Source organism: Cupriavidus sp. 2SB (genome assembly GCF_005503625.1).
Lineage (GTDB): Bacteria > Pseudomonadota > Gammaproteobacteria > Burkholderiales > Burkholderiaceae > Cupriavidus.
Genome location: NZ_SCMX01000006.1, coordinates 29,143 through 51,202 on the forward strand (window position 1 = coordinate 29,143; position 22,060 = coordinate 51,202).

Annotated in this window: 20 protein-coding genes and 1 riboswitch; of the genes, 9 read left to right on the top strand and 11 right to left on the bottom strand. The window is 63.2% G+C overall.

The genetic code is table 11. The features are described from left to right. Positions 1 to 67 precede the first annotated feature (67 nt). Complete coding sequence (locus FFS21_RS04225) at positions 68 to 1,060, top strand: zinc-dependent alcohol dehydrogenase family protein (RefSeq protein WP_137923693.1); 993 nt, start codon at positions 68 to 70, stop codon at positions 1,058 to 1,060. Between the two features lie 319 nt (positions 1,061 to 1,379). Continuing rightward, positions 1,380 to 2,372, top strand: a complete 993-nt coding sequence (locus tag FFS21_RS04230; protein WP_137923694.1) for an isopenicillin N synthase family dioxygenase — start codon at positions 1,380 to 1,382, stop codon at positions 2,370 to 2,372. A 167-nt stretch (positions 2,373 to 2,539) separates the two neighbouring features. On the opposite strand, the gene FFS21_RS04235 is transcribed toward FFS21_RS04230, so the two are convergent. Beyond that, a complete protein-coding gene (locus tag FFS21_RS04235; protein ID WP_137923695.1) occupies positions 2,540 to 3,001 on the bottom strand; it encodes an HU family DNA-binding protein in 462 nt (153 codons plus the stop codon). 276 nt (positions 3,002 to 3,277) lie between these two features. Next, on the bottom strand, positions 3,278 to 3,775 hold the full coding sequence (locus FFS21_RS04240) for an Mpo1 family 2-hydroxy fatty acid dioxygenase (RefSeq protein WP_137923696.1): 498 nt from the start codon (positions 3,773 to 3,775) through the stop codon (positions 3,278 to 3,280). A gap of 176 nt (positions 3,776 to 3,951) precedes the next feature. Between FFS21_RS04240 and FFS21_RS04245 the strand changes: the two genes are divergently transcribed. The 3 genes from FFS21_RS04245 (at position 3,952) to FFS21_RS04255 (ending at position 7,657) form a co-directional block, all read left to right on the top strand. Further along, on the top strand, positions 3,952 to 4,848 hold the full coding sequence (locus FFS21_RS04245) for an arylamine N-acetyltransferase family protein (RefSeq protein WP_137923697.1): 897 nt from the start codon (positions 3,952 to 3,954) through the stop codon (positions 4,846 to 4,848). 196 nt (positions 4,849 to 5,044) lie between these two features. Then, positions 5,045 to 5,809, top strand: a complete 765-nt coding sequence (locus tag FFS21_RS04250; protein WP_137923698.1) for an SDR family oxidoreductase — start codon at positions 5,045 to 5,047, stop codon at positions 5,807 to 5,809. 84 nt (positions 5,810 to 5,893) lie between these two features. Beyond that, positions 5,894 to 7,657 (top strand): class I adenylate-forming enzyme family protein, encoded by a 1,764-nt coding sequence (locus tag FFS21_RS04255; protein WP_137923699.1) that lies wholly within the window; start codon positions 5,894 to 5,896, stop codon positions 7,655 to 7,657. A 47-nt stretch (positions 7,658 to 7,704) separates the two neighbouring features. Here the strand turns inward: FFS21_RS04255 and FFS21_RS04260 are convergent, their stop codons facing one another. The 3 genes from FFS21_RS04260 to FFS21_RS04270 form a co-directional block, all read right to left on the bottom strand. Next, positions 7,705 to 8,184: a CreA family protein gene (locus FFS21_RS04260; protein ID WP_502705151.1), complete on the bottom strand. Its 480-nt coding sequence runs from the start codon at positions 8,182 to 8,184 to the stop codon at positions 7,705 to 7,707. Then, positions 8,181 to 8,669 (bottom strand): acyl-CoA thioesterase, encoded by a 489-nt coding sequence (locus FFS21_RS04265; RefSeq protein ID WP_137923700.1) that lies wholly within the window; start codon positions 8,667 to 8,669, stop codon positions 8,181 to 8,183. Before FFS21_RS04265 ends, FFS21_RS04260 begins: the two co-directional genes overlap by 4 nt. Before the next feature lie 159 nt (positions 8,670 to 8,828). Next, complete coding sequence (locus FFS21_RS04270; protein ID WP_008651272.1) at positions 8,829 to 9,110, bottom strand: HU family DNA-binding protein; 282 nt, start codon at positions 9,108 to 9,110, stop codon at positions 8,829 to 8,831. 591 nt (positions 9,111 to 9,701) lie between these two features. Here FFS21_RS04270 and FFS21_RS04280 point away from each other — a divergent pair. Then, positions 9,702 to 10,904 (top strand): ammonium transporter, encoded by a 1,203-nt coding sequence (locus tag FFS21_RS04280; RefSeq protein WP_137923701.1) that lies wholly within the window; start codon positions 9,702 to 9,704, stop codon positions 10,902 to 10,904. 229 nt (positions 10,905 to 11,133) lie between these two features. Next, a complete protein-coding gene (locus FFS21_RS04285; RefSeq protein WP_137923702.1) occupies positions 11,134 to 12,000 on the top strand; it encodes a mechanosensitive ion channel family protein in 867 nt (288 codons plus the stop codon). 16 nt (positions 12,001 to 12,016) lie between these two features. Here FFS21_RS04285 and FFS21_RS04290 read toward each other — a convergent pair whose 3' ends face one another. Beyond that, positions 12,017 to 13,234 (bottom strand): Bcr/CflA family multidrug efflux MFS transporter, encoded by a 1,218-nt coding sequence (locus FFS21_RS04290; RefSeq protein WP_137923703.1) that lies wholly within the window; start codon positions 13,232 to 13,234, stop codon positions 12,017 to 12,019. 261 nt (positions 13,235 to 13,495) lie between these two features. Between FFS21_RS04290 and FFS21_RS04295 the strand changes: the two genes are divergently transcribed. Next, positions 13,496 to 14,077 (top strand): hypothetical protein, encoded by a 582-nt coding sequence (locus tag FFS21_RS04295; protein WP_137923704.1) that lies wholly within the window; start codon positions 13,496 to 13,498, stop codon positions 14,075 to 14,077. Between the two features lie 99 nt (positions 14,078 to 14,176). Here FFS21_RS04295 and mdoH read toward each other — a convergent pair whose 3' ends face one another. Both mdoH and FFS21_RS04305 read right to left on the bottom strand, forming a co-directional pair. Then, on the bottom strand, positions 14,177 to 16,783 hold the full coding sequence (gene mdoH / locus FFS21_RS04300) for a glucans biosynthesis glucosyltransferase MdoH (RefSeq protein ID WP_137923705.1): 2,607 nt from the start codon (positions 16,781 to 16,783) through the stop codon (positions 14,177 to 14,179). Then, positions 16,756 to 18,345: a glucan biosynthesis protein G gene (locus FFS21_RS04305; protein ID WP_137923706.1), complete on the bottom strand. Its 1,590-nt coding sequence runs from the start codon at positions 18,343 to 18,345 to the stop codon at positions 16,756 to 16,758. Before FFS21_RS04305 ends, mdoH begins: the two co-directional genes overlap by 28 nt. A 505-nt stretch (positions 18,346 to 18,850) precedes the next feature. Between FFS21_RS04305 and FFS21_RS04310 the strand changes: the two genes are divergently transcribed. Next, positions 18,851 to 19,249, top strand: coding sequence for an RT0821/Lpp0805 family surface protein (locus FFS21_RS04310; RefSeq protein WP_137923707.1), 399 nt, complete (start codon positions 18,851 to 18,853; stop codon positions 19,247 to 19,249). A gap of 73 nt (positions 19,250 to 19,322) precedes the next feature. On the opposite strand, the gene FFS21_RS04315 is transcribed toward FFS21_RS04310, so the two are convergent. The 3 genes from FFS21_RS04315 to FFS21_RS04325 form a co-directional block, all read right to left on the bottom strand. Next, positions 19,323 to 19,892, bottom strand: coding sequence for a surface-adhesin E family protein (locus FFS21_RS04315; protein ID WP_137923708.1), 570 nt, complete (start codon positions 19,890 to 19,892; stop codon positions 19,323 to 19,325). Between the two features lie 148 nt (positions 19,893 to 20,040). Continuing rightward, positions 20,041 to 20,724, bottom strand: coding sequence for a 3,4-dihydroxy-2-butanone-4-phosphate synthase (ribB, locus tag FFS21_RS04320; RefSeq protein WP_137923709.1), 684 nt, complete (start codon positions 20,722 to 20,724; stop codon positions 20,041 to 20,043). Between the two features lie 148 nt (positions 20,725 to 20,872). Continuing rightward, positions 20,873 to 21,034: riboswitch (FMN riboswitch) on the bottom strand. Positions 21,035 to 21,121: 87 nt separating this feature from the next. Then, positions 21,122 to 21,985, bottom strand: coding sequence for a helix-turn-helix domain-containing protein (locus FFS21_RS04325; RefSeq protein WP_137923710.1), 864 nt, complete (start codon positions 21,983 to 21,985; stop codon positions 21,122 to 21,124). Between the last annotated feature and the right edge of the window lie 75 nt (positions 21,986 to 22,060).

Here is a 22,060-nt window from a genome sequence, read left to right on the forward strand (position 1 = left end):
CATGATGAATGCCACGACACGCGGAATGCAAGACCGCATCGCGTGATGACCGAAAGGAAGGCAGAACATGACATCGACCATGCAAGCTCTGGTGCTGAATCAATACGGCGGCCCACTCGTATCCACCACACTGCAGCGGCCCGAACCGGGTCCGGGACAGGTGCTGGTGCGCATCGCAGCGAGCGGCCTCAATCCGCTCGACACCAAGATCCGCGCTGGCGCCGCCGCGCACGCCCGGCATCCGTTGCCACTCATACTCGGCATCGACATGGCCGGCACCGTGGAAGCGATTGGCGCGGGCGTAACGGCTTTTCGTCCGGGCGACGAGGTCTACGGCATGACTGGCGGCGTGGGCGGCATCCAGGGCTCTCTTGCCCAGTACGCAGCCGTCGACGCCGCCCTGCTGGCCCGCAAGCCGCGCAACCTGTCGATGCGAGAGGCCGCCGCGTTGCCGCTGGCCTTCATCACAGCCTATGCGGGCATCGTCGATCGTGCACACCTTGGGGCCGGTCAGACCGTGCTCGTGCAGGGCGGTGCCGGCGGCGTCGGACATATCGCGGTGCAACTGGCGCGTGCTCTCGGTGCGTCGGTATTCGCCACTGCCAGTGCGAAGGATCTCGATCTGGTCGCCGAACTGGGCGCGACGCCCATCGACTATCGCGCGCAGACGGTTGAGCAGTACGTGGCCGAGTTGACCCAGGGCGAAGGATTCGATCTCGTTGTCGACACGGTCGGCGGCCCCACGCTCGATGCCTCATTCGCCGCTGTCAGGCACTTCGGCCATGTGGTCAGCGCGCTGGGGTGGGGAACGCATGCGCTGGCGCCGCTGTCCTTCCGCGAAGCCACCTACTCCGGTGTGTTCACGCTGTATCCGCTATTGACCGGCAAGCTGCGTGCGCATCATGGCGAGATGTTGGCCGAGGCCACGCGTTTGGCGGAATGCGGACAGTTGCGTCCCGTCGTGGATCCGCGGCGCTTCACGATGGTCCAGGCAGAGCAGGCTTACGAAGTCGTTGCGGGGGGCACGGCACGCGCCAAGATCGTGGTCGAACTGGATTGAAGGCGTCACGGTCAAGCATTGGCATGGCACCGTTCCGGCCCATTCCAGCGCACCAACTTGCAACGTGCGATGCGTCATTCCGGTGAATTCAGCGTATGTGCCATTTGCCAGGACCGGCTTTACGCACCAAACCGGCTGGCCCGAAACCTGCTCAGTGCATAGCGAAGAGTAGAAGCGTTCAACCGCCCCATCCCTTCTTTCCGAAGGGCGGCAGGAAATTGCTCTTGATGTCCGCGCCACGGCGGAGATCGAGAGCCTTGTCCTGGCATCCCGCTCCCCCGTCGGCCGGCCCGTTCACCTTTCCTGAACCCGGAACGACATGACTGACACCACCCTCCCCCTTCACGAACTGGCCCGCGAATCGCGCATGGGCGCGCATGGCTTCGAGACCGATGCGCGCGAGATCCGGCGCATCGACCTGTCGGACTTCGACCAGCGCAAGGCGGAGATCAGCGACCAGCTCTGGCAGGCCGCCACCGATATCGGCTTCTTCCAGCTTGAAAACCACGGCATCGAACTGGCCGCCGCGCGTGAGGCCTTTGCGATGACCGAACGGTTCTTCGCGCTGCCCGATTCGGTAAAGGCCCAGTATCCGCTGCAGAAGGCCAACAACGCCGGATGGGAATCGCGCGCGCAGGTGCGTCCCTCCACGGGAACGCCGGACCAGAAAGAGTCATATCAAATCACGCGGCCGCATATGGCACCGCTATGGCCGACTGACGAAGAACTGGCAGGCTTCCAGGCCACGATGCTGGCCTTCGAGCGGCAAGCCTGGGAAGTGGGCATGAAGGTGCTGTCGTGCTTTGCGGACAAACTCGGCTTCGACAGCGACTTCTTCACGCGTGCGCATGACCCGTCCGCGCCCGACTACCAGAGCACGCTGCGCCTGCTCCACTACTACGCCATCCCGCCCGAAGCGCAGGACAAGCTCGAACTGTGGCGCGCTGGCGCGCACACCGATTTCGATTGCCTGACGCTGCTGTTCCAACGGCAGGGTCAAGGTGGCCTGCAGGTTTGCCCCGGCAAGGAAATGGAAGCGCAGGCATGGACCCCGATCCCGCCCGACGAGGACGTCATCACCTGCAACATCGGCGACATGCTGATGCGCTGGAGCGACGACCGCCTGCCTTCGAATTTCCATCGCGTACGCAATCCAGTACCGGGCGAATACATGGGACCGCGCTACAGCCTGGCGTTCTTCTGCCAGGCCAACCGCAACGCCATGATCGAAGGCCCGTCAAAGTTGTATCCGGCGATCACCGCGGGGGAGTTCCTGAAGCAACGGGTGGCGGCTAATTTCAAGGCTTATTGATTCAAGCACCGATGGGCTTGCTCCCCTCTCCCATGCAGTGGGAGAGGGGAGAAAAACAGGGCAAACACAAACCAAACCCCCAACAAAAAACCCCACGCTTTCTCAAGCGTGGGGTTTCAAGCCGTCCACCCGAAGGTGGACAGGCGACTACCAAAGGGATCGGGCTATCAGGCCGCAGCGTCCTTCAGCTTCTTCAGCGGACGGACCTTGACCTTGACGCTGGCCGGCTTGGCCGGGAACCAACGCTCTTCACCCGTGAACGGGTCCTTGCCGAAGCGCTTCTTCTTGGCCGGCACTTGTTGTGCGGTGACCTTCAGCAGGCCCGGCAGCGTGAATTCGCCAGCGCCCTTCTTGTTCAGCGCGCTAACGATGGTGTTTTCGAGATGGGCCAGAACCGTCTTCACGGCCTTGGCTTCGAGCTGGGTTTGCGCTACCAGGTGAGCGACCAGGCTCGACTTGTTGAAGGTGTCCTTCAGCGGCTTCGGAGTCGGAGCAGCGGCCGGAGCAGCCTTCTTGGCCGGAGCGGCGGCCTTCTTTGCGGCAGCCTTTACGGGTGCCTTGGTTGCTGCTGCCTTCTTGGCAGGAGCCTTGGTTGCAGTCTTCGCGGTCGGTTTCGCTTTGGTCGCCATGTCGATATACGAGAGTTGAAGATTGTCGTTCCGGCCGATTCGCAATCACTGCCTGACGCTAGTCGTTTGCAGAGTCGTGAACCATGCTGGCCGGCACGCACTGAATCATAGCGGAAACGGCCAGAAGTAAAGGGGTTTTCTCACATGCGGCAGGTCAAACCAAGTAAAAACCCCGTGTTTTGTCGCTGCTTTGCGTCAGGAAACTCTCTGCGGAGCGCTACGTACCCCCACTTTCGCGTCTGACAGACGCTGCAAACGCGCAAAAGTTTCCGCGAATCAATGCGCGTGCGCAGCCATCGCGTCTCGTGTTTCGTGCGCCAGGCCCAGTGCAAAAGCGGTTTCCGCCACGAGGAAAAGCGGGCCGACCAGCAACCCGACAAGGTCGTCGACGAAAGCCGGCTTGCGTCCCTCGTAGTAATGCCCCACGAACTGGATGATCCAGCCGAGCACGAACAGACCGATGCCGCTGGCCAGCCATGCCGTCGTGGAAAACGTCGCGATCCACGCGCCTGCCCAGACGAACGCCGCGAGGATCACAGCCATCGCCACGCCGAATCCGAGCGACAGCCGCAGATAGAACAGGCAAGCGAGTGCGTAGACGACGATGGCCGGTGTCAGTGCCACGCCCCCCTCGCCCAGCGGCATTGCAGGGCGTCCCAGCAGCGCGGTCACGGCCAGCACGATCATCGGGATACCTACGAAGTGGGTGACGACGTTGCGTGAGTCGCGGTGATAGGCGGCGTACTGGGACAGATGATCGATCAGGGTTTTCACGTGGGGTCTCCTGGAATGTATGCCGGTCTCGAATGCTGCAACGTAGCGAAACCACGATGCCCGCCGGGTTTTGAGGTCGATTTATAGTAGTCACGCGAAAAGCGCTGCGGAATAGCAAAAACCCGGCGTTAACCCGCCGTTCGAGGCACTCCACTAATCTTCCTTCTCCCCTCGCCATGCTCGACGCCGACCAGATACCTGCCCTGACTGCCGATCAACGCGAAGCGTGGCTGCGGCGCATCGGCTTCGATCAGCCCACGCCACCGACGCTGGAAACCCTCGACGCGTTGATCGCCAGCCATCTGCGGCATCTGCCATTCGAGAACCTGAACTCGCTGACAGGTCGCCGCGTAGCCATCGACCTGCCGTCAGTCTTGGAGAAGCTCGTGTATCAGGGCCGCGGGGGCTACTGCTTCGAACTCAACACGCTTTTCTGCGCGGGCCTGAAATCGCTGGGTTTTTGCGTAACGCCGCTGGCCGCGCGCGTGCGCTGGAACATGCCGGCCTCGGCACGCACAGGCTTGACGCACATGCTGTTGCGCGTGGAAGTGGCCCACGAAAGCCATATTGCCGATGTCGGGTTCGGTGGTCCCACGCCCGCATTTGCGCTGCCGCTGTCTTCGCCGATCGCGCCGCAGAAGCTCCATCGGCTGCAACCTGTGCCACCTGCAGAGGCTGGCGCAGCCTTTCACCTGTACGACATGACCGTCGGCGATGGCGGGGAAACGGCGGACGCCGACGCATGGCGCGTCATGTATCGCTTCGACCTGACACCGCAGCCGCAAATCGATTACGTGGCCCGCAACTGGTACGTGTCCACCCATCCGGAGAGCCACTTCACAACGACGCTGATGGCGGCCCGCATCGAGCCCGATGGCACACGGCTCGCATTGGCGAACGCCGATTTCACCGAGCGCACCTCGGACGGACAGGTCCGCAAGCAGGTGCTGTCTTCCGCCGCGGCCGTGATCGAGTTGCTCACCGGGCGCTTCGGCATCCGCCTGGACGACGACCTTCGCGCCGCCCTGACGGCACGCTTGCCCGAGATCCTCCCGGCATACCGCACAACCTGAACCGACGAACCGAAATTCTGCGCTGCAGGATGTAGCCATGCATCGCGCGCATTGCCCGCAGAACATTTGCTGATAACGGGTCGGTCGCGGCCCTTGGCCGGTGGACTGAGCGGCGGGTGGTTGCCCATAATGTTCCGGCTCATTCACGAATCAGGTGGCGGCCAGGACCGCTGCCATCCATCAGGAGACATCCACCATGTCATTGTTCGATCTGTCGGGCAAGGTAGCCATCATCACGGGTTCTTCGCGCGGTATTGGCCGCGCCATCGCCGAGCAACTGGCCGTGCAGGGTGCCAAAGTCGTCATTTCCTCGCGCAAGATCGAAGGCTGCCAGGAAGTGGCCGACGCCATCAATGCGAAGCACGGCGCGGGCACGGCGCTGGCGGTTGCGGCCAATATCTCGTCGAAGGAAGCACTGCAGCATCTGGTGGACGAGACCAACCGCGTGTTTGGCCGCGTGGACGTGCTGGTCTGCAATGCGGCATCTAACCCTTACTACGGGCCGATGAGCGGCGTCACGGACGAGCAGTTCCGCAAGGTGCTCGACAACAACGTGATTTCCAATCACTGGCTGATCCAGATGGTGGCGCCGCAGATGATTGATCGAAAGGATGGTTCGATCATCATCGTGTCGTCCATTGGCGGCCTGCGTGGGTCGCCTACGATTGGCGTCTACAACGTCTCGAAGGCCGCCGACTTCCAACTCGCCCGCAACCTCGCCGTGGAGTTCGGGCCGCACAACGTGCGCGTGAACTGCATCGCCCCGGGCCTGATCAAGACGGACTTCGCGCGCGCCCTTTGGGAAGATCCGGTCCGCTACAAGCAATCCACGGAAAACGCCCCGCTGCGCCGCATTGGCGAGCCGGTGGAGATTGCCGGTGCTGCATGCTTCCTGGCATCGGCAGCCAGCACGTTCATGACCGGACAGGCGATGGTCGTGGACGGTGGCGTGACAATCTGAGTCGTTACCTGAGTGACCTGGGGAGGGCCGCCGCCCGGCTGCCCTCCTGCTCGTTCATGGGCAGTTTCTCGCGGGAGGCCATGCATGTCGCATCAACCGCAGCAACCGCAACACGCAACACCTGCCGGCCAGTGGCCGGTCATGTCGATTGCCGAGGCCCACGCCCGGCTCACTGCGCCTGGCGCGCCGTTCGAAACTGAAACACGCGTGATCCGGGGCGTGCCCACCACCGTGTGGAAGAACGCGCCACCCACGCTGCGCGACCTGTTCCTAGTAGCGGCCGCGTGGGGCGAGCGCACCTTCGTGGTCTATGAGGGGGAGCGCGTCAGCTATCGCGCGTTCGTGCTTGCCGCCACGGCGCTGGCGCATCAGCTTGTGCGCGACGGTGTGCACCGCGGCGATCGCGTGGCCGTGGCCATGCGCAACCTGCCTGAATGGCCCGTGGCCTTCTACGCAGGCCTGCTGACCGGCGCCATCGTCACGCCGCTCAATGCCTGGTGGACCGGCCCCGAACTGCAATATGGGCTGGCCGACTCGGGCAGCAAGATCGCCATCGTCGATTTCGAGCGGCTCGACCGCATTCTCGAACACCTGCCGCAATGCCCCGCGCTGGAACGCATCTATGTCTCGCGTGCGCCAGAGGATGCCAGCTTCGACGATCCACGCATCGTGCCGCTGGCTTCAGTGATTGGCGAATCCCGCACGTGGGGCACCCTGCCCTCGCAATCGCTGCCCATCGTCCCGCTCGACCCCGAGGACGATGCCACGATCTTCTACACGTCAGGCACCACCGGGAAGCCCAAGGGCGCCGTGGGAACCCATCGCAACGCGTGCTCGGTAGCGGTCTGCGGGCAGTTCAGCCCGCTGCGCAACCTACTGCGGCGCGGCGAACCCGTGCCGGAACCGGACCCCAATGCGCCACAGAAAGCCGCGCTACTGGCCGTGCCGTTCTTCCACGTCACGGGCTGCATGTCGGTCCTGAATGGCGCGCTGGCCGTGGGCGGCAAGATCGTGCTGATGCATCGGTGGGACACGCTACGTGCCATGGGCCTGATCGAGACCGAGCGGTGCACTTCGGCAGGTGGTGTGCCTACCATCGCATGGCAGATCATCGAACATCCACAACGCGCAGCCTTTGACCTGTCGTCGCTGGAAAACATGCATTACGGTGGCGCGCCCGCCTCGCCGGAACTGGTGCGGCGCATCCAGGAAGCGTTTCCAAAAGCTGCGCCAGGCATTGGCTGGGGCATGACGGAAACGTCGGCCACGTTCACGAGCCACAGCGCCGAGGAATACGTGCATCGCGCAGATAGCAGCGGCCCGTCCCTGCCAATCGGCGAGATGAAGATCGACGATGGGTTCGGCAACGCGCTGCCCGTGGGCGAGATTGGCGAGTTGATGGTGCGCGGCGCCAATGTGGTCCACAGCTACTGGAACAAGCCCGAGGCCACGGCCAAGACGTTTTCCGACGGCTGGTTGCGCACTGGCGACGTGGCGCGTCTCGACGAAGACGGCTTCGTGTACATCGTGGATCGCATGAAGGACATGCTGATTCGCGGTGGCGAAAACATCTACTGCATCGAGGTGGAAAGCGCGCTGTATGCGCATCCGTCGATAATGGATGCCGCTGTGGTGGGCATCGCGCACCGGACGCTGGGAGAGGAACCGGCCGCGGTGGTGAGTCTCAAGCCGGGGATGGCGGCGAGCGAAACCGAGCTACAGGCGTTTGTGCGCGAGCGGATTGCGGGGTTCAAGGTGCCGGTGCGGATCATCGTGCTGGACGAGATGTTGCCGCGCAATCCGAACGGGAAGATCTTGAAGTCGAACCTGCGCAAGCTGTTCGATTAGGTCCAGCGGGTCGGGCGGGCTCTCGGGTCCGCCCTCATTCGACTCGCTTATTTCACCGGGATCGGCGTCCCCGCCGGCACCGGCACGGCCGTCACCGCATTCTGCGGGCTACCACTGACGATGCGGTCCGAATAGGTCAGGTAGACCAGCGTATTGCGCTTGCGGTCCACCGCACGCACCACGTGCAGCGTCTTGAACAGGATCGACATGCGCTCGGAGAACACGTCCTCCTGTGCCTTCAGCGGGCCCTTGAACGCGATGGTGCCCACCTGACGGCAGGCAATCGACGCCTCCGGCGGGTCCTCGGCCATACCGAGAGAGCCCTTGATACCACCGGTGCGCGCCCGCGAGACATAGCACGTCACGCCGTCCACTTGCGGGTCATCGTAGGCCTCAATGACGACCTTGTCGGAACCCGTCATGCGGAAATTCGTCGATACGCTGCCGATTTCCTCGGCATGGACGGCGGCTGCAAAGCACGCCACCATGACGCACAGCCCAGTCCTGACGATGTTCCTGACGCTCATTCCGATGTTGCTCCCTTGATCTCGTCGTGCCTGCGTTCCATTTCCTGGCGCAGCGCGCGGCGTTGCTTGGCGGCCTCGAAGCGCTGGCGCTCCACTTCGTCGCGCGGCTGCAGCGGCGGCACCTCGGCGGGCGCACCGTTGTCGTCCACGGCAACCATCGTGAAATAGCAGCTATTGGTGTGGCGCACAACCTTGCTGCGGATATTTTCCGTCACCACCTTGATCCCGATCTCCATCGAGCTGCGGCCCGTGAAGTTGACGGCGGCCAGGAACGTCACGAGTTCGCCTACGTGGATCGGCTGGCGGAACATCACCTGGTCCACCGAGAGCGTCACCACGTAGCGGCCGGCGTAGCGGCTGGCGCAGGCATACGCGACCATGTCCAGGTACTTCAGAATGGTGCCGCCGTGGACATTGCCGGAGAAATTGGCCATGTCCGGCGTCATCAGCACGGTCATGGAAAGCTGGTGGGACAAATCGTTCATCGCTGAAAATCCAGAATTCGAGCCTGAGGCGCGGGCAGTGTAACGCGACACGCCTCGCAATGGCACGAATAGAGATAGGAATTCCGCGAGAAGAGACCCGGCACAAAAAAGAAAAGCGGCCCCGCAGGCCGCTCTCTGTACTCCGCAGACGTGATGCGCTTACTTCTTCTTGTTCACGGCGTCCTTGAAACCTTGGCCGGCGGAGAACTTCACCGTCTTTGCTGCCGGGATCTTGATGGTTTCACCAGTACGCGGATTGCGACCGGTACGGGCGGCACGCTTGCCCGAGCTGAAGCTGCCAAAACCCACCAGCGTGACGGAGTCACCCTTGGCTACTGCCTTCTTGATACTGTCCAGCGCAGCGTTCAGCGCGCGCTCGGCGGCGGCATTGCTGAGTTCTGCTTCCGCGGCGATGGCCGATACCAGTTCACCTTTATTCATGGCTGTTTCCCTTGTTGGTCGTCGTCACCGGACTTATGCCAAGTGGCAAAAAGTCCGATCGGCGCAGTCTAATCTGCCCATTAAGGCTTGAGCAATCCCCAGTGGCACCAATGCAACGAAAACCGCCGCAAATCGTTCTGTGGCAACACTTAGCGGGCGTTTTACCCCTCTGTTTCCCAGATCGCGACATCACATTATTTGAATTTCATGTAAAGAACGGCGCACTTGGGTGAGAAACCGAGAATAGATCGAAAAAGTGGCGTGTCAGCAATAATATGCTCCCCCGCCTTCGATTATTCCGCCCAAGCGCAAAGCATCACGATGGTGCAGGAAATTTCCATGCACCTTTTCGGGTCTGCTGCATCGCCGCAAATGCGTCAATCTGGCGCATAAGGTCTCTCGCATTGCTGGATAACTACCTCCCTTTCCAGCGTCAGCGGCGCCGATGCCGTCCGGAAGCCCGGCTGAAGAGCGCCATCCCAGTGCATTCCGCACCGTGTTTGCGCGAATTTCCCCGTTTTGCCGCCTTTTCAGGAACGCAAATTGCTTATCGCTGCTCCCATTTCGAGCATAAATCGGGCAAAGATAACGATGGATAACCTGAAGACTGGCACGGATGCGCTGTTCATCCTGCTCGGCGCAATCATGGTGCTGGCCATGCACGCCGGATTTGCGTTCCTGGAACTGGGCACCGTACGGAAGAAAAACCAGGTCAATGCACTGGTGAAAATACTGGTCGACTTTGCGGTCTCAACCCTGGCCTATTTCTTCATCGGTTATACGATCGCCTACGGCGTCCAGTTTTTCTCCGGTGCCGAAGTGCTTGCGGAGAAGAACGGTCACGAACTCGTGAAGTTCTTCTTCCTGGCCACCTTCGCGGCGGCCATCCCGGCGATCATCTCCGGCGGTATCGCCGAGCGCTCCAGGTTCAACCCGCAACTGGTGGCTACGTTCGTGCTGGTGGGATTTGTCTATCCGTTCTTCGAGGGTATCGTCTGGAACAACCGGTTCGGGCTGCAGGACTGGCTGGCCTCGGTGACTGGCGCGCCCTTCCATGACTTTGCCGGTTCGGTGGTCGTGCATGCGGTTGGCGGATGGATCGCCCTGCCCGCCGTGCTGCTGCTTGGCGCGCGGCGTGGCCGGTATCAGAAGGATGGCCGCATCAGCGCGCATCCGCCTTCGAACATTCCGTTCCTGGCGCTTGGGGCATGGGTGCTGGCCGTGGGCTGGTTCGGCTTCAACGTGATGAGCGCCCAGACCATCGACAAGATCAGCGGTCTGGTGGCCATCAACTCGCTGATGGCGATGGTCGGCGGCACACTGGCTGCGTGGGCGGCCGGGCGCAATGACCCTGGGTTCTCCTATAACGGCCCGCTGGCTGGTCTGGTGGCTGTCTGCGCGGGCTCGGACATCATGCATCCGCTTGGCGCGCTCGTCACCGGCGCGGTGGCCGGACTGCTGTTCGTCTATCTGTTTACGCTGGCGCAGAACAAGTGGCATATCGACGATGTGCTCGGCGTCTGGCCGCTGCACGGCCTCTGCGGCGCGTGGGGCGGCATCGCGGCGGGCATCTTCGGCACGCGCATGCTGGGCGGCATGGGCGGCGTATCGTTGGTGTCGCAGATCACCGGCACGCTGGCGGGCATCATCGTGGCAGTTGTCGGCGGCACGCTGGTCTATGGCGCGCTGAAGAAGTTCGTCGGCATTCGTCTCGATGCCGAGGAAGAATTCAACGGCGCCGACCTGACCCTGCACCGCATCTCGGCCACGCCAGAGCGGGAGACGAACTGGTAAGACGTTTCCGATGACACGCGCGACCGGCACATCGCGCTGAACGCCGGTCGCGCAGCAACGCCGACATCACAAAGTTTGACTTGAACTTTCGGGCCCGCGCGTCCAATAATGCCCTTGCCCCTCCCCAAACGCCGCAACAGGCGTGTCTCGCAATCCTGACATTCCCGACAGCGTTTTCTCTTTCGCCGTCCCTGGTTTTTTCCTGCCCGTCAAAACTGGAGCGTGTCTCATGGATACCACCTCGCTGCAAAGCATCCGCGACATCATTTACGGCTACGCCACAGTATTCGGGGTCAAGATTCTCGCTGCCCTGGCATTCTGGGTCGTGGGCCGCTGGCTGATTCATTTCGTGGTGCGGCTGGTGCAGAAATCGCTGGCCAAGCAAAGCGTCGATCCCACCCTGCTGCGCTATGTCGGATCGATTGTCACCGTCACGCTGAACGTGGTGCTGGTAATTGGCATCCTCGGTTACTTCGGCATCCAGACCACCACGTTTGCGGCACTGATTGCTGCGGCGGGCGTCGCCATCGGCATGGCATGGTCAGGGCTGATGGCGAACTTCGCAGCAGGCGCGTTTCTGGTGGTACTGCGGCCGTTCAAGGTCGGCGACTTCGTCACCATCGGCGGCGTCACCGGCACGGTGGTGGAGATCGGACTGTTCGCCACCTCGATGAATACCCCCGACAACGTCATGACCGTGGTCGGCAACAACAAGATTTTCTCGGACACGATCCAGAACTTCACGGCCAATGCGTTCCGGCGCGTGGAACTGAAAGCGCAACTGGCCGGCTCCACCGATGTGGCAGCGGCCACCGCGCTGCTCAAGGAAAAGATTGCCGCGATTCCCAACGTGCTGCCTGACCCAGCCGTGGAAGTCGAGATCCTTGAATTCACGCTCGTGGGGCCCGTGCTGGCCGTCCGGCCGTTCTGCCATAACGATCACTACTGGCAGGTCTATTTCGATACCAACCGCACGATTCGCGACACGTTTGGCCAGGCCGGATTTGCCGCGCCGATGCCGGCACAGGTCGTGGTCATGCAGAACTCGCCAGCCGTGCCGATGGCGCCTGCGCAACCCGCCAACCAGGCGGCCTGAATCCCGCCCGAAGTCGTCAGTGAGGTTGCGGCTGCAGGCCAGCTCGCCCATACAGGCGCAGCAGGACGGCGCCGCTTCCACAGATCGCCATCACGACGGCCAGCGGCAACGCCGTGCCGTCGTGCCAGACGCTGACTGCCGCGCCCGCTATCGTGCCGAAGCCGAATTGCAGCGTACCCATCAGCGCCGAGGCCGTGCCTGCGCGATGGCTCTGACGCGACAGTGCCAATGCCGAAGCATTGGGCGTGATGCAGCCGAGTCCGGCGAGAAACACGAAGAAGCAGCACAGCAGCACCGGCAATGAAGCGAGGCCGAGCAGCGCCGTCGCGGCCAGCACCAGGCCCGCGATGCACGGCGCAAACAGGGCCGTACGCAATATGTCATCGAGCGCGCGTGCACGCACCAGTCGTGCGTTGACCTGCGACATCGCGATCAGGCCGAACGCATTCGCGCCAAAGACAAAGCCGTAGTGGGAGGGATCGATGCCATGCAGTTCGATCAGCACAAACGGCGAGCCCGCAATATAGGCGAACATGCCGCCCTGCACGCAGCCAGCCGACAGCGAATAGCCCAGGAATTCCCGATCGCGCAGCAGTTCCCAGTAACCGCGCAGCACCGTACCGGGATGCAGCGTGCGGCGCCGTTGCGGATCGAGCGACTCTTCCATGCGCGAATGGACGAACCACAGCAGCAGGACAGCAGCGCCGCAATGGATCCAGAAAATCGCGCGCCAGCCGGCCGCCGCGAGCACTGCCCCGCCGATCAGCGGTGCCAGGATAGGCGCCAGCCCCATCACCAGCATCAGCGACGAGAACGCGCGCGCCGACTCGCGGGCTTCCAGCCGGTCGCGGATCACTGCACGCGACACCACCAGCCCGGTGCATCCGCCGAGCGCCTGCAAGAAGCGCCACAGCATCAGAGACTCCACGCTCGATGCCAGCGCACAACCTGCAGCGGCCAGGCCGTAGAGCGTCAAGCCAACATAGAGCGGCGCCTTGCGACCGTAGCGATCGCTGATCGGCCCATAGAACGCCTGCCCGATGGCCAGCCCCACCAGGAACGTGCCGAGCGTGAGTTGCACCTGTCCGATATCGGTACGCAGGTCTGCCGCCAGTGCCGGGAAGGCCGGCAGGTACATGTCGATGGAAAGCGGTGCGATGGCTGTCAGCGACGCGCAGATCAGCAGCCAGAGCGGAAAGCGCGCCGAAGAAGGCGCGCTCGTATGGAACGTCATGAAAGGATTCCGGAAAGTCTGGCCGCAATTGTTGCACAGCGCGGGAACGTGTAGCGGTCCATCCGTCAAGCCGCTGCAAGTACCGTGGAAATTCCGCCTCAACCATTCCGACCATGCAAATCCATGTGTGGCGCGGCTTTCACGTGTGCCAAGGTGGAGGGTACAATGCCTGCCTGTCGGTACGGATGTTATCCAGACCAAGCAGTCAGACGCATCGCGGAAGACGGATCACGGGACCCGTCCCCGGCACCGTTATCCTGCATGACCATACGATCCAAGCCGTTTATAGCCTCGCTCAGCCTGGTTGCCTTAGCAGCCTTGCCGCCGCTGCCCGCATGGGCCGCGCCTGGCCGGCCCGCAGCCGTGGCACCCGCCTCGTCACCCGCGCCCGTGGTGGTTGACGAAGCCGAAGCACTCTCACGCATGCTCAAGGGCGCCGCCACCGGCCAGAACACCGGTGCGGCCGGTGTGCCCGAATTGCTGCGCAGCACGAATCGTCCTGACAGCGTCCTGGCGCGCGCCTGCCGGCAGCTCAATGACGCGTTGCCCATCGAGATCGACGGCGAAACGCGGCTGCGCCGCTGCCAGTCCATTCCGGGCAAGCACGTGCTGTTCCAACTGGAGCTGACCAACTATCGCGGGCCGATGCTGGACCTCGCCAGCTTCGAGGTGAACTACGCCGCTCCGCTCCAGCGCAACATCTGCGCGAACCGTGACGTGGAAATCCTGACCAAGATCGGCGTGAGCATGATGTTCCGCTACATGACACGGAACGACCGCGGCGAACGCCGTGTGGGCGACGTCTACATCAACGCGCCGATCTGCGTGTCCGCGCTGCGTTAGCGCCCCTGCGTCAGGCGTTTAAAACGCGTCCGTCAATCCCCACGCACCCATAAAAAACGGCAGGCCACTGGCCTGCCGCTCTTCTTGTGGACACCCGCGTCAGAGCGGGCGTGGCCGTAGCGGCAGCACGTTCGGCGCGCGGCGCAACAGTACCCGGGTCTCCTTCCACGCGCTGTCCGCGAGCGGCGATCCCCATACGAGTTCGTGCAGCTTCGACAGCGCAAACGGATCGCCCAGCAACACATGCTTCTGGGCCGGCGACAGCGATCCCGGGCCATTGGTCAACGCATGCTGCACCAGCGAAGCATGCTGCATTCGGGCCGGCTCGGGCTGGATCGTCCGCGCGGTGGCCGTGGCGCACATCAGCGCATTGGTCACGGGGTCCACCACGGCATCGACAAACCCCGGCGTGTGCTGCGCGCTTTCCACATGCTGCTGCGTCTCGACGATCTCGCGCGGCACCAGCGTTTCTTCCGGGATCATGAACAGCCCCGCACGGCGTGCTGCACGGCCCAGTGGCACGCGTGACAGCATGACCGACAAGGGAATCGACAACGCCAGCGACCCGACGATCGGCAGCAGCCACCAGATGAAGCCCGGGCTCAGCCAGTACACGCCGGCGCCCCAGACAATGCCCAGCACCGTGTGCCAGCCGTGTCGGCGGAACGCCTCGCCCCAATGGGTCTCGGCATCCTCGCGCGGCGGCGATTTCCATGAGATGCCCCACCCGCTGTAGGCCGCGATCACGAACTTCGTATGGAACAGCATGCGCGTGGGCGCCAGCAGTGCCGACAGCGCCATCTCGATCAACATGCTGAGGAACAAGCGCACCGGACCCCCGTACTGCTTCGCATCCTTGAGCAACAGAATCACGCTGAACAGTTTCGGCAGGAACAGCAATGTCGCCGTGGCCGAGAACAGCGCCAACGCCTTCTCGGGATGCCATTCGGGCCAGGTCGGGAACAACTGGTAAGGCTTGGTGAAATACTCCGGCGGCACCAGTGCATGCTTGGCCAGCGCAGCCGTGGACAGCAGCAGGAACAGGAACCAGAGCGGCGCCGAGACATAGGCCATGATGCCCGTCAGGAACACGGCGCGGTGCACGGCATGGAAGCCCTGTTTCATCCACAGCCGGAAGTTCATCAGGTTGCCCTGGCACCAGCGGCGATCACGTTTCACCTCATCGAGCAGGTTCGGCGGCAGTTCTTCGAACGAACCTGGCAAGTCGTAGGCAATCCACACGCCCCACCCTGCGCGACGCATCATCGCGGCTTCCACGAAATCGTGCGACAGGATTTCGCCCGAGAGCGGCCCCTTGCCCGGCAGTGGCGCCAGTCCGCAATGCTCCATGAACGGCTTGATACGGATGATGGCATTGTGGCCCCAATAGTGCGACTCACCAAGTTGCCAGTAGTGCAGCCCCGCCGTGAACAACGGACCGTAGACGCGCGTCGAGAACTGCTGCACGCGTGCGTAGAGCGTATCGCGCCCCACGGCCAGCGGTGCGGTCTGGATGATGCCGGCGCCCGGATTGGCTTCCATCAGGCGCGTCAGCGTGGCCAGGCAGTCGCCACTCATGACGCTGTCGGCATCGAGCACGATCATGTAGCGATACTTGCTGCCCCAGCGGCGGCAGAAATCCGCCACGTTGCCAGTCTTGCGCTTCACGCGATGGCGGCGCCAGCGATAGAACACGCGGCCAAAACCACCCACGGCGCGGCACAGTTCCATCCACGCATCGTGCTCCGCCGTGCGAAGGTCCGGATTGCCGCTATCGGACAGTACGAAGAAATCGAAATGCTGCAATTCGCCGGTCCGTTCGAGCGATTCGTACGTGGCGCGCAACCCTGCGAACACACGCGTCACATCCTCGTTCGCAATCGGCATGATGATGGCCGTGCGCGCGGATGCATCGATTGGCGCATCGGTCGCGGCGGTGCGCGAGATCAGATGCTTGTCGCCACCCTTTGCCAGGACGAGGAAGCCCATCATGGCGGTCCAGAAACCGGCGGACACCCAGGCGAACAGAATGGCGAACAAGGTGAGGATCGCCACTTCGAGCGGATCGGCGCCGTGGTACGGCAGCACGTTCGACATGAAGTAGGTGGCGGTGATGGTCTGGATCACCACCAGTACGAGCAGCACCCAGCGGCGATGCGAGCCGGCGGGATGCCACTTGCCCTCGGCATCGGGACCATCATGCAGCGTGTCCCAGGTCTCCGGCACCGGCGAGCGGCCCATCAGCTTTCGCCAGCCATTGCGGATGCCGCCCCATACGATATGCGGCGGCCATTGGCGCGGCACCATCGATGCACGCTCGGGTTCCGGCCCCGTATGGACACGCACGGTGCCGTCGTCGTGACGTTCGAGCAGCGGTTCGCCATCGATCTGGGGGTTGCCATAGGCCATCGAGAAACGACGGCCGACCGAAGCGTAGGTGCTCCCACCCGGGGTACTGCGCGCATCCAATTCGGTAGCGTCCTTGTCCTTCGGGTCGCGGCCAGCGAGCCGCGCCTGCAATTCCATCATGGCCGAGGGCACTTCGATGCCTTCGGCAGGCACGGTCGAGATGACGTGCTTCGGGGTGTCGGCCAGCAGTTCGCCACGGAGTTCCGGCGAGACCGGCAAGCGATCGACATAGCGCTCGCATGCCGCGGCCGCCTGAGCCGGGCGCTGCTTCAGCCTGGAGGTAGGATGTAGCTCCATGTCTCGGATAGGGTTGTATTGCCGTTGCGAAGGTAGCCGCGCAACTCAACCGGCTTGCTCTCGTCCTTGCGCCGCATGAACATCGTCATGCGCCAGCCACCCGTGGCTTCGTTACGCTGAACTATTGTTTTCAGCAGCTCGCCGTTGGCATCCGCGGACACCACCGGATTGAGCCGTACATCGTCGGCCAGCTTCTTGAAAGCCGGTCCTTCGAAATCCACCACCAGCGAGAAGCTGGTGTCGTCCTGCTTGCGCGTGAGGCCCTGGCCCCGACGCGTCTGTGTCACCCACGACAGCGGCGGCAGGTTCTCGCCGTCCTTCTGCCATTTGAGGCGGTACTCGTAATCGAATGCCTGCTTTGGCTTGGGCGGATTCTCGGGCACCCAGAACGCCACGATGTTGTCGTTGGTCTCGTCCGGCGTGGGAATCTGCACCAGCTCGACGCGGCCCGCACCCCAGTTGCCCTTTGGTTCCACCCACGCGCTCGGCCGGCGCTCGTACCACGAGCCGATTTCCTGATAGCTGTCGAAGCTGCGATCGCGCTGCATCAGGCCGTAACCCTGCGGATTGGTGGCACCGAACGAGGTCACCAGCAGCCGCTTGGGATTGACCAGCGGGCGCCAGATCCACTCGCCCGTACCCAGTTGCACCGACAGGCCATCGGAGTCATGCACCTCGGGGCGGAAGTCGGCGCTGCCAGATGGCTGGTTCTCGCCGAACAGGTACATGCTGGTCAGGGGCGCCAGACCCAGCTTGGTGACATGCTCGCGCAGGAACAGGCGCGACTTCACTTCCATCACGGTCTCGTCGCCAGGTTTGATGACAAACCGGTAGGCACCGCTGATGCGTCGCGAATCCATCAGCGCGTAGATCGTCAGCTGCTTGTCGTTGGCCGAAGGACGTTCGATCCAGTATTCGACAAAGCGCGGAAACTCCTCGCCGGAATTAAGTGCGGTATCCACGGCCACGCCGCGTGCCGACAACCCGTACCATTGGTCCTTGCCCAGTGCGCGGAAGTAGCTCGCACCGAGGAACGATGCAAGTTCGTCCTTGCGCTTGCCCTGGTTCAGCGGATACATCAGCCGGAAGCCAGCAAAGCCCAGCCCCTTGAGCTTGGCCGGGTCTACCTTGTGCGAACCGTAGTTGAACGCGGCCGGATCGAAGCGAAACTCGCGCACGCTGCCGCTCACCACCTCGTTGATCCTCACGGGCTGGTCGAACACCATGCCCTCATGGAAGAACGAAATCTCGAAGGGCAATCGCGCACCGCGCCATGCAAACCGCTCGGGCTTGTACTCGATCTCGCGGTAACGCTCGTAGGACAGCTCCTTCAACTCGCGCGGCAGTTCCTGTGCCTTGGCGGGCTTGTACGGCGAGGCCGAGAGTTGCCGTGCACGCGCCGCCACCGTCTCGAAGTCGAAGGCGTGCGCGGTCAGGGCCATCACGGCCAGCATGCCGCCACCAATCCATCGCCCCAGTGCTCCCCCTCTGCCGGATGAACGGCGCGCGGGCGCTACCGTCTGGCGTTGGGCGGAATGGAACGACGTGGGATGTGCGGTCATGAAGGCCGGTGATCGGGTTAGCGGGGAAACAGGCAGCCGGACGACGCGGCCGCACCGGAATGCGTCAGGAAACTTCAACGTGGATACAACGATGACGACAAGCGATGGTTCAGCGACAACTTTTAGCAAGAGACGGACCAGCACCTGATCTGTTGCGCTACGCATCATCCAAGGTTAGGCCATGGAAGACGGACGACAACGTCGCGGTGACTTGTCCGGATTGTTGCAATGCGAGCCGGAACCTTAACAATTCGAGCCTTAAAAGTCACGTTTCGGCGCCGCAACGTTTGCAACAAAATGTCTCACCAGTGGGGTGAAAGCCGCTCGCCATATGGCTTTGGCGGCAAAAGACACGCATGGAGCATGCACGCCGCGGGGGATTTCGAGCATGTTCCGATGGCAGGCGAGGTCAAAGGCTGTGCGCTGGAATCCACCGCACGCCGCGACAGGCGTCTACAATCGCCAGCGTCAGTTGTCGACTTCCATCACCAACAAGGAAACCGTCATGAACGTTCGCCGACCCCGTGGCATCGCCGTAGCCGCCAGCCTTGCCGCCCTGCTCGTGGCCGCTTCACCGTCCGCGTTCGCGTATTTCGAGAATTATCTGTCTGGGAGCATTATCGGCACGCTCACGCAGAAGGAAGCGGCATCGTTGCAGAAGTCCGTGCGCACCGCGCTGGTGGATACCGAGGACAACAAGGCCGTGGAGTGGCACTACCCGGCCGAGAACCGCCGCCAGGCGGTGGATGGCATGATCAGCCCCGTGGAAACGCGCACCGACAAGGGCCAGACGTGCCGCCGGCTGAAGTCCGAACTCAAGCGCGGCAGCGCCACCGAGGCGTGGTCGGGCTGGTTCTGCAAGCAGTCCAACGGCACCTGGAAGGCGCGTCACGTTGGCGAATGACAATCGTTGAACGTTGAATAGTGGCAGGACGCGGGCGGCGCGCGAGACGTGCCACCCGCTGCAAGACTCGAACTCAGTGACAGAGCCGAGTCACCAGATCGCCCGCCAGGGTACCTGACGCAGCCGGCATCGGCATGCCGGCCTGTGGGCCCCGTATCGTATAGAGCGACTCACCGCGTGCGTAGCGCTTGTTGTAGAGCGTTTGCTCGATCACGGCATACATCGAGGTGGCGCAGTTGAACACCATGCGTTTCAGCGACGAACGGATCGTGTCGCCGCTGGCGGTCTTGATGACGCCGGGCGGCGCATTGTGGACCAGCGCCACACCTACCTCGGTGCCACGCCGACGAATCGATTCCTGATCGAGATAGGACACCACGCCATTGCCACCCATCAGGGGCACCCAACGCCGGGGATCGGGCGCGCCGGGATCGGGCGAAGCCAGCAGGACACAGTCTTCACGCGGTGAGGCACGAAACACGGTGCCGCCGCTCGGGCCTTTGCACTGATACAGACCGGCAGCCGCTGCAGGACGCACTGCGTTGGAATTGAAAGGCGCCGCACCGGTGGATTCGGCATGGGCCACGAGACTGAAACACGCGCCAACGAGCAGGGTCGCGCGTGCAAGCATGCGGGAGAACATCGGGGAGTACCCTCGTCAAGACGGGAAAGAAGCCCCGGATTTTCGCACAGCATGGAACCATCACGACAGCCCGTGACGCGCGGAATTACCCATGGGGGCAATACCCGCGCGCGGATTCCGTGCGATTTTCGCCTGATATTGCGCCAGATCAGCCGTGGATTTCGCGCCAGGCCACGAGGTCGGCAATCGTCAGAATCGGCAACTGATACGTCTGGGCAAACACCAGCGCCTCGGCGCGGCGTGCCATCGTACCGTCCGGATTCATCAGTTCGCACAGCACCGCAGCCGGCGACAGGCCAGCCATGCGCGCCAGCTCCACCGAGCCTTCGGTATGGCCGCGACGCTGGAGCACGCCGCCTTCCACTGCTACCAGCGGGAACACGTGGCCGGGGCTGACTACGGCGTCAGTGCCCGCGCCATCGGCAATGGCGGCCTGGATCGTCGTGATGCGATCCGCTGCGCTGACACCGGTGCTCACGCCTTCGCGTGCCTCGATCGACACCGTGAACGCCGTGCCGTACTGGCTGCGGTTGTTCTCGACCATCGGACGCAGGTCCAGGTCGCGCACCTTGTCGGCGGTCAGGCACAGGCAGACGATGCCGCTGCATTCGCGGATCATCATCGCCATGTTGGACTGGGTCAGCCGCTCGGCGGCAAGGATCAGGTCGGCTTCGTTTTCACGGTCGTCGTCGTCCAGCAGCACGACGGGACGGCCTTCGCGCATGGCATCGAGGGCCTGGGCGATACGCTCGGCGAGCGGACGCGGGTCGGCATCGTCAGCCAGTTCTGAGGAAACTTCGGGGATACCGGGGGTCTTGTTGAGAGTCAGCATTGGTGAAACGCTCCGTGCAAATCAGTTCAAGGGCGTTTCAGGGGAACGATCAAGCGGCAACCGCACGGCAGCCGGCGCACGCGCAGCACCGCCCCATGGCAAAGCCCGGGCCAATGCTCCGCGCGCACGCACGCACCGTGCGGATTCCGCCCATCTTCTTTCATCCGGACTATGACCGTCGGCCCTGGCATCTCACCAGATCTGCTGACCCCGCACGGGAGTGCGGGCGCTCGCGGGCTCGTGGCAACGCATCTTGCAATGGTTTCCACATACCGCCGGTGGGGACTTTCACCCCGCCCTGAAGACGTAACGACGCCGCTGCAGGCGCCCGAAAAACCGGGGCAGCAACGGCCCGGCGATAGTAGCACGGTTGTGCTTTTATGACAGCGGCGTCATTTCAGGCCTCGGTGGCCAGCGCCTCGAACACGTGACGGGTGGCGTCATCGGCAGGGTAAAAGCATTCGATCCGTAACTCCTGCAGCGTGATGTCCTGCGGAATGCCAAGCGTGGTCAGCGTCGAGAACAGGGAGATGTGGAAATCGCCCGTGCGCACGACGACGGGCAACACGGGCGGCAACGGGCCTTCGGCAGCGTCGTCTTCGCCCAGCAATACGCCGCCCGGGCCGACCATGTCCGGATGCCACGCCGCAATCCGCTCGAAGATCGCGCGGGCGGTCTGGTCATGGGCCTGCACCTGCAGCTCCTGCGCCACCCGCCGCAGCAGGTAGCGCCCCACCTGCCGGGCGTTCTCGATGAGCGGCCACAGGCCGTCGGGGTCGAATACAGCCAGCATGAGATTGATGCGACCACCCTCGGAACCATCAAGCGTCGCCACGCGTCGGCCCGCCATCAGCTTGCCGAGCATGCGGCGATACGCCTGGTTGGCATCCACGAGATACCAGAAGCGGTCGAGCACCACGGCGGGATACGGCTCCTGCTTGGACAGGATCAGTCCGATGGCGTGGCGCACCATTTCCATCGGCGGCGAGGCCAGTGCGTGTTCGCTGTAGGCGGGCGCGAAGCCGCCCGCCAGCAACAGCCGGTTGCGCTGGCGAAGCGGCACGGCCAGGCGATCGGCCAAGGCCAGCACCATCTCGCGGCTGGGGCGGGCACGCCCGGACTCCAGAAAGCTGATATGCCGCTGCGACACCCCGGCTACCTGCGACAACGCGTGCTGGCTGTAGCCGCGCTTGCCGCGCCAATAGCGCAGCATGTCCGGAAAATCGATGGCGGTCTCGGAGTTGGGTGTGAGCGTTTCCATGGCGTCCATTTCAGCATGGCGGTGGCCGAACGGCGACTACCTGGCAGGTAATCGTATTGATTCACGCGGCATCGT

Coding starts and splice junctions, on each gene's coding strand:
- FFS21_RS04260 (WP_502705151.1), bottom strand. CDS start 8,184: ATGAGCGTCAGGAACATCGTCAGGACTGGGCTGTGCGTCATGGTGGCG.
- FFS21_RS04295 (WP_137923704.1), top strand. CDS start 13,496: ATGACCATACGATCCAAGCCGTTTATAGCCTCGCTCAGCCTGGTTGCC.
- FFS21_RS04250 (WP_137923698.1), top strand. CDS start 5,045: ATGTCATTGTTCGATCTGTCGGGCAAGGTAGCCATCATCACGGGTTCT.
- FFS21_RS04310 (WP_137923707.1), top strand. CDS start 18,851: ATGAACGTTCGCCGACCCCGTGGCATCGCCGTAGCCGCCAGCCTTGCC.
- FFS21_RS04305 (WP_137923706.1), bottom strand. CDS start 18,345: ATGACCGCACATCCCACGTCGTTCCATTCCGCCCAACGCCAGACGGTA.
- FFS21_RS04255 (WP_137923699.1), top strand. CDS start 5,894: ATGTCGCATCAACCGCAGCAACCGCAACACGCAACACCTGCCGGCCAG.
- FFS21_RS04265 (WP_137923700.1), bottom strand. CDS start 8,669: ATGAACGATTTGTCCCACCAGCTTTCCATGACCGTGCTGATGACGCCG.
- FFS21_RS04280 (WP_137923701.1), top strand. CDS start 9,702: ATGGATAACCTGAAGACTGGCACGGATGCGCTGTTCATCCTGCTCGGC.
- ribB (WP_137923709.1), bottom strand. CDS start 20,724: ATGCTGACTCTCAACAAGACCCCCGGTATCCCCGAAGTTTCCTCAGAA.
- FFS21_RS04290 (WP_137923703.1), bottom strand. CDS start 13,234: ATGACGTTCCATACGAGCGCGCCTTCTTCGGCGCGCTTTCCGCTCTGG.
- FFS21_RS04285 (WP_137923702.1), top strand. CDS start 11,134: ATGGATACCACCTCGCTGCAAAGCATCCGCGACATCATTTACGGCTAC.
- FFS21_RS04225 (WP_137923693.1), top strand. CDS start 68: ATGACATCGACCATGCAAGCTCTGGTGCTGAATCAATACGGCGGCCCA.
- FFS21_RS04230 (WP_137923694.1), top strand. CDS start 1,380: ATGACTGACACCACCCTCCCCCTTCACGAACTGGCCCGCGAATCGCGC.
- FFS21_RS04270 (WP_008651272.1), bottom strand. CDS start 9,110: ATGAATAAAGGTGAACTGGTATCGGCCATCGCCGCGGAAGCAGAACTC.
- FFS21_RS04315 (WP_137923708.1), bottom strand. CDS start 19,892: ATGTTCTCCCGCATGCTTGCACGCGCGACCCTGCTCGTTGGCGCGTGT.
- FFS21_RS04245 (WP_137923697.1), top strand. CDS start 3,952: ATGCTCGACGCCGACCAGATACCTGCCCTGACTGCCGATCAACGCGAA.
- mdoH (WP_137923705.1), bottom strand. CDS start 16,783: ATGGAGCTACATCCTACCTCCAGGCTGAAGCAGCGCCCGGCTCAGGCG.
- FFS21_RS04325 (WP_137923710.1), bottom strand. CDS start 21,985: ATGGAAACGCTCACACCCAACTCCGAGACCGCCATCGATTTTCCGGAC.
- FFS21_RS04235 (WP_137923695.1), bottom strand. CDS start 3,001: ATGGCGACCAAAGCGAAACCGACCGCGAAGACTGCAACCAAGGCTCCT.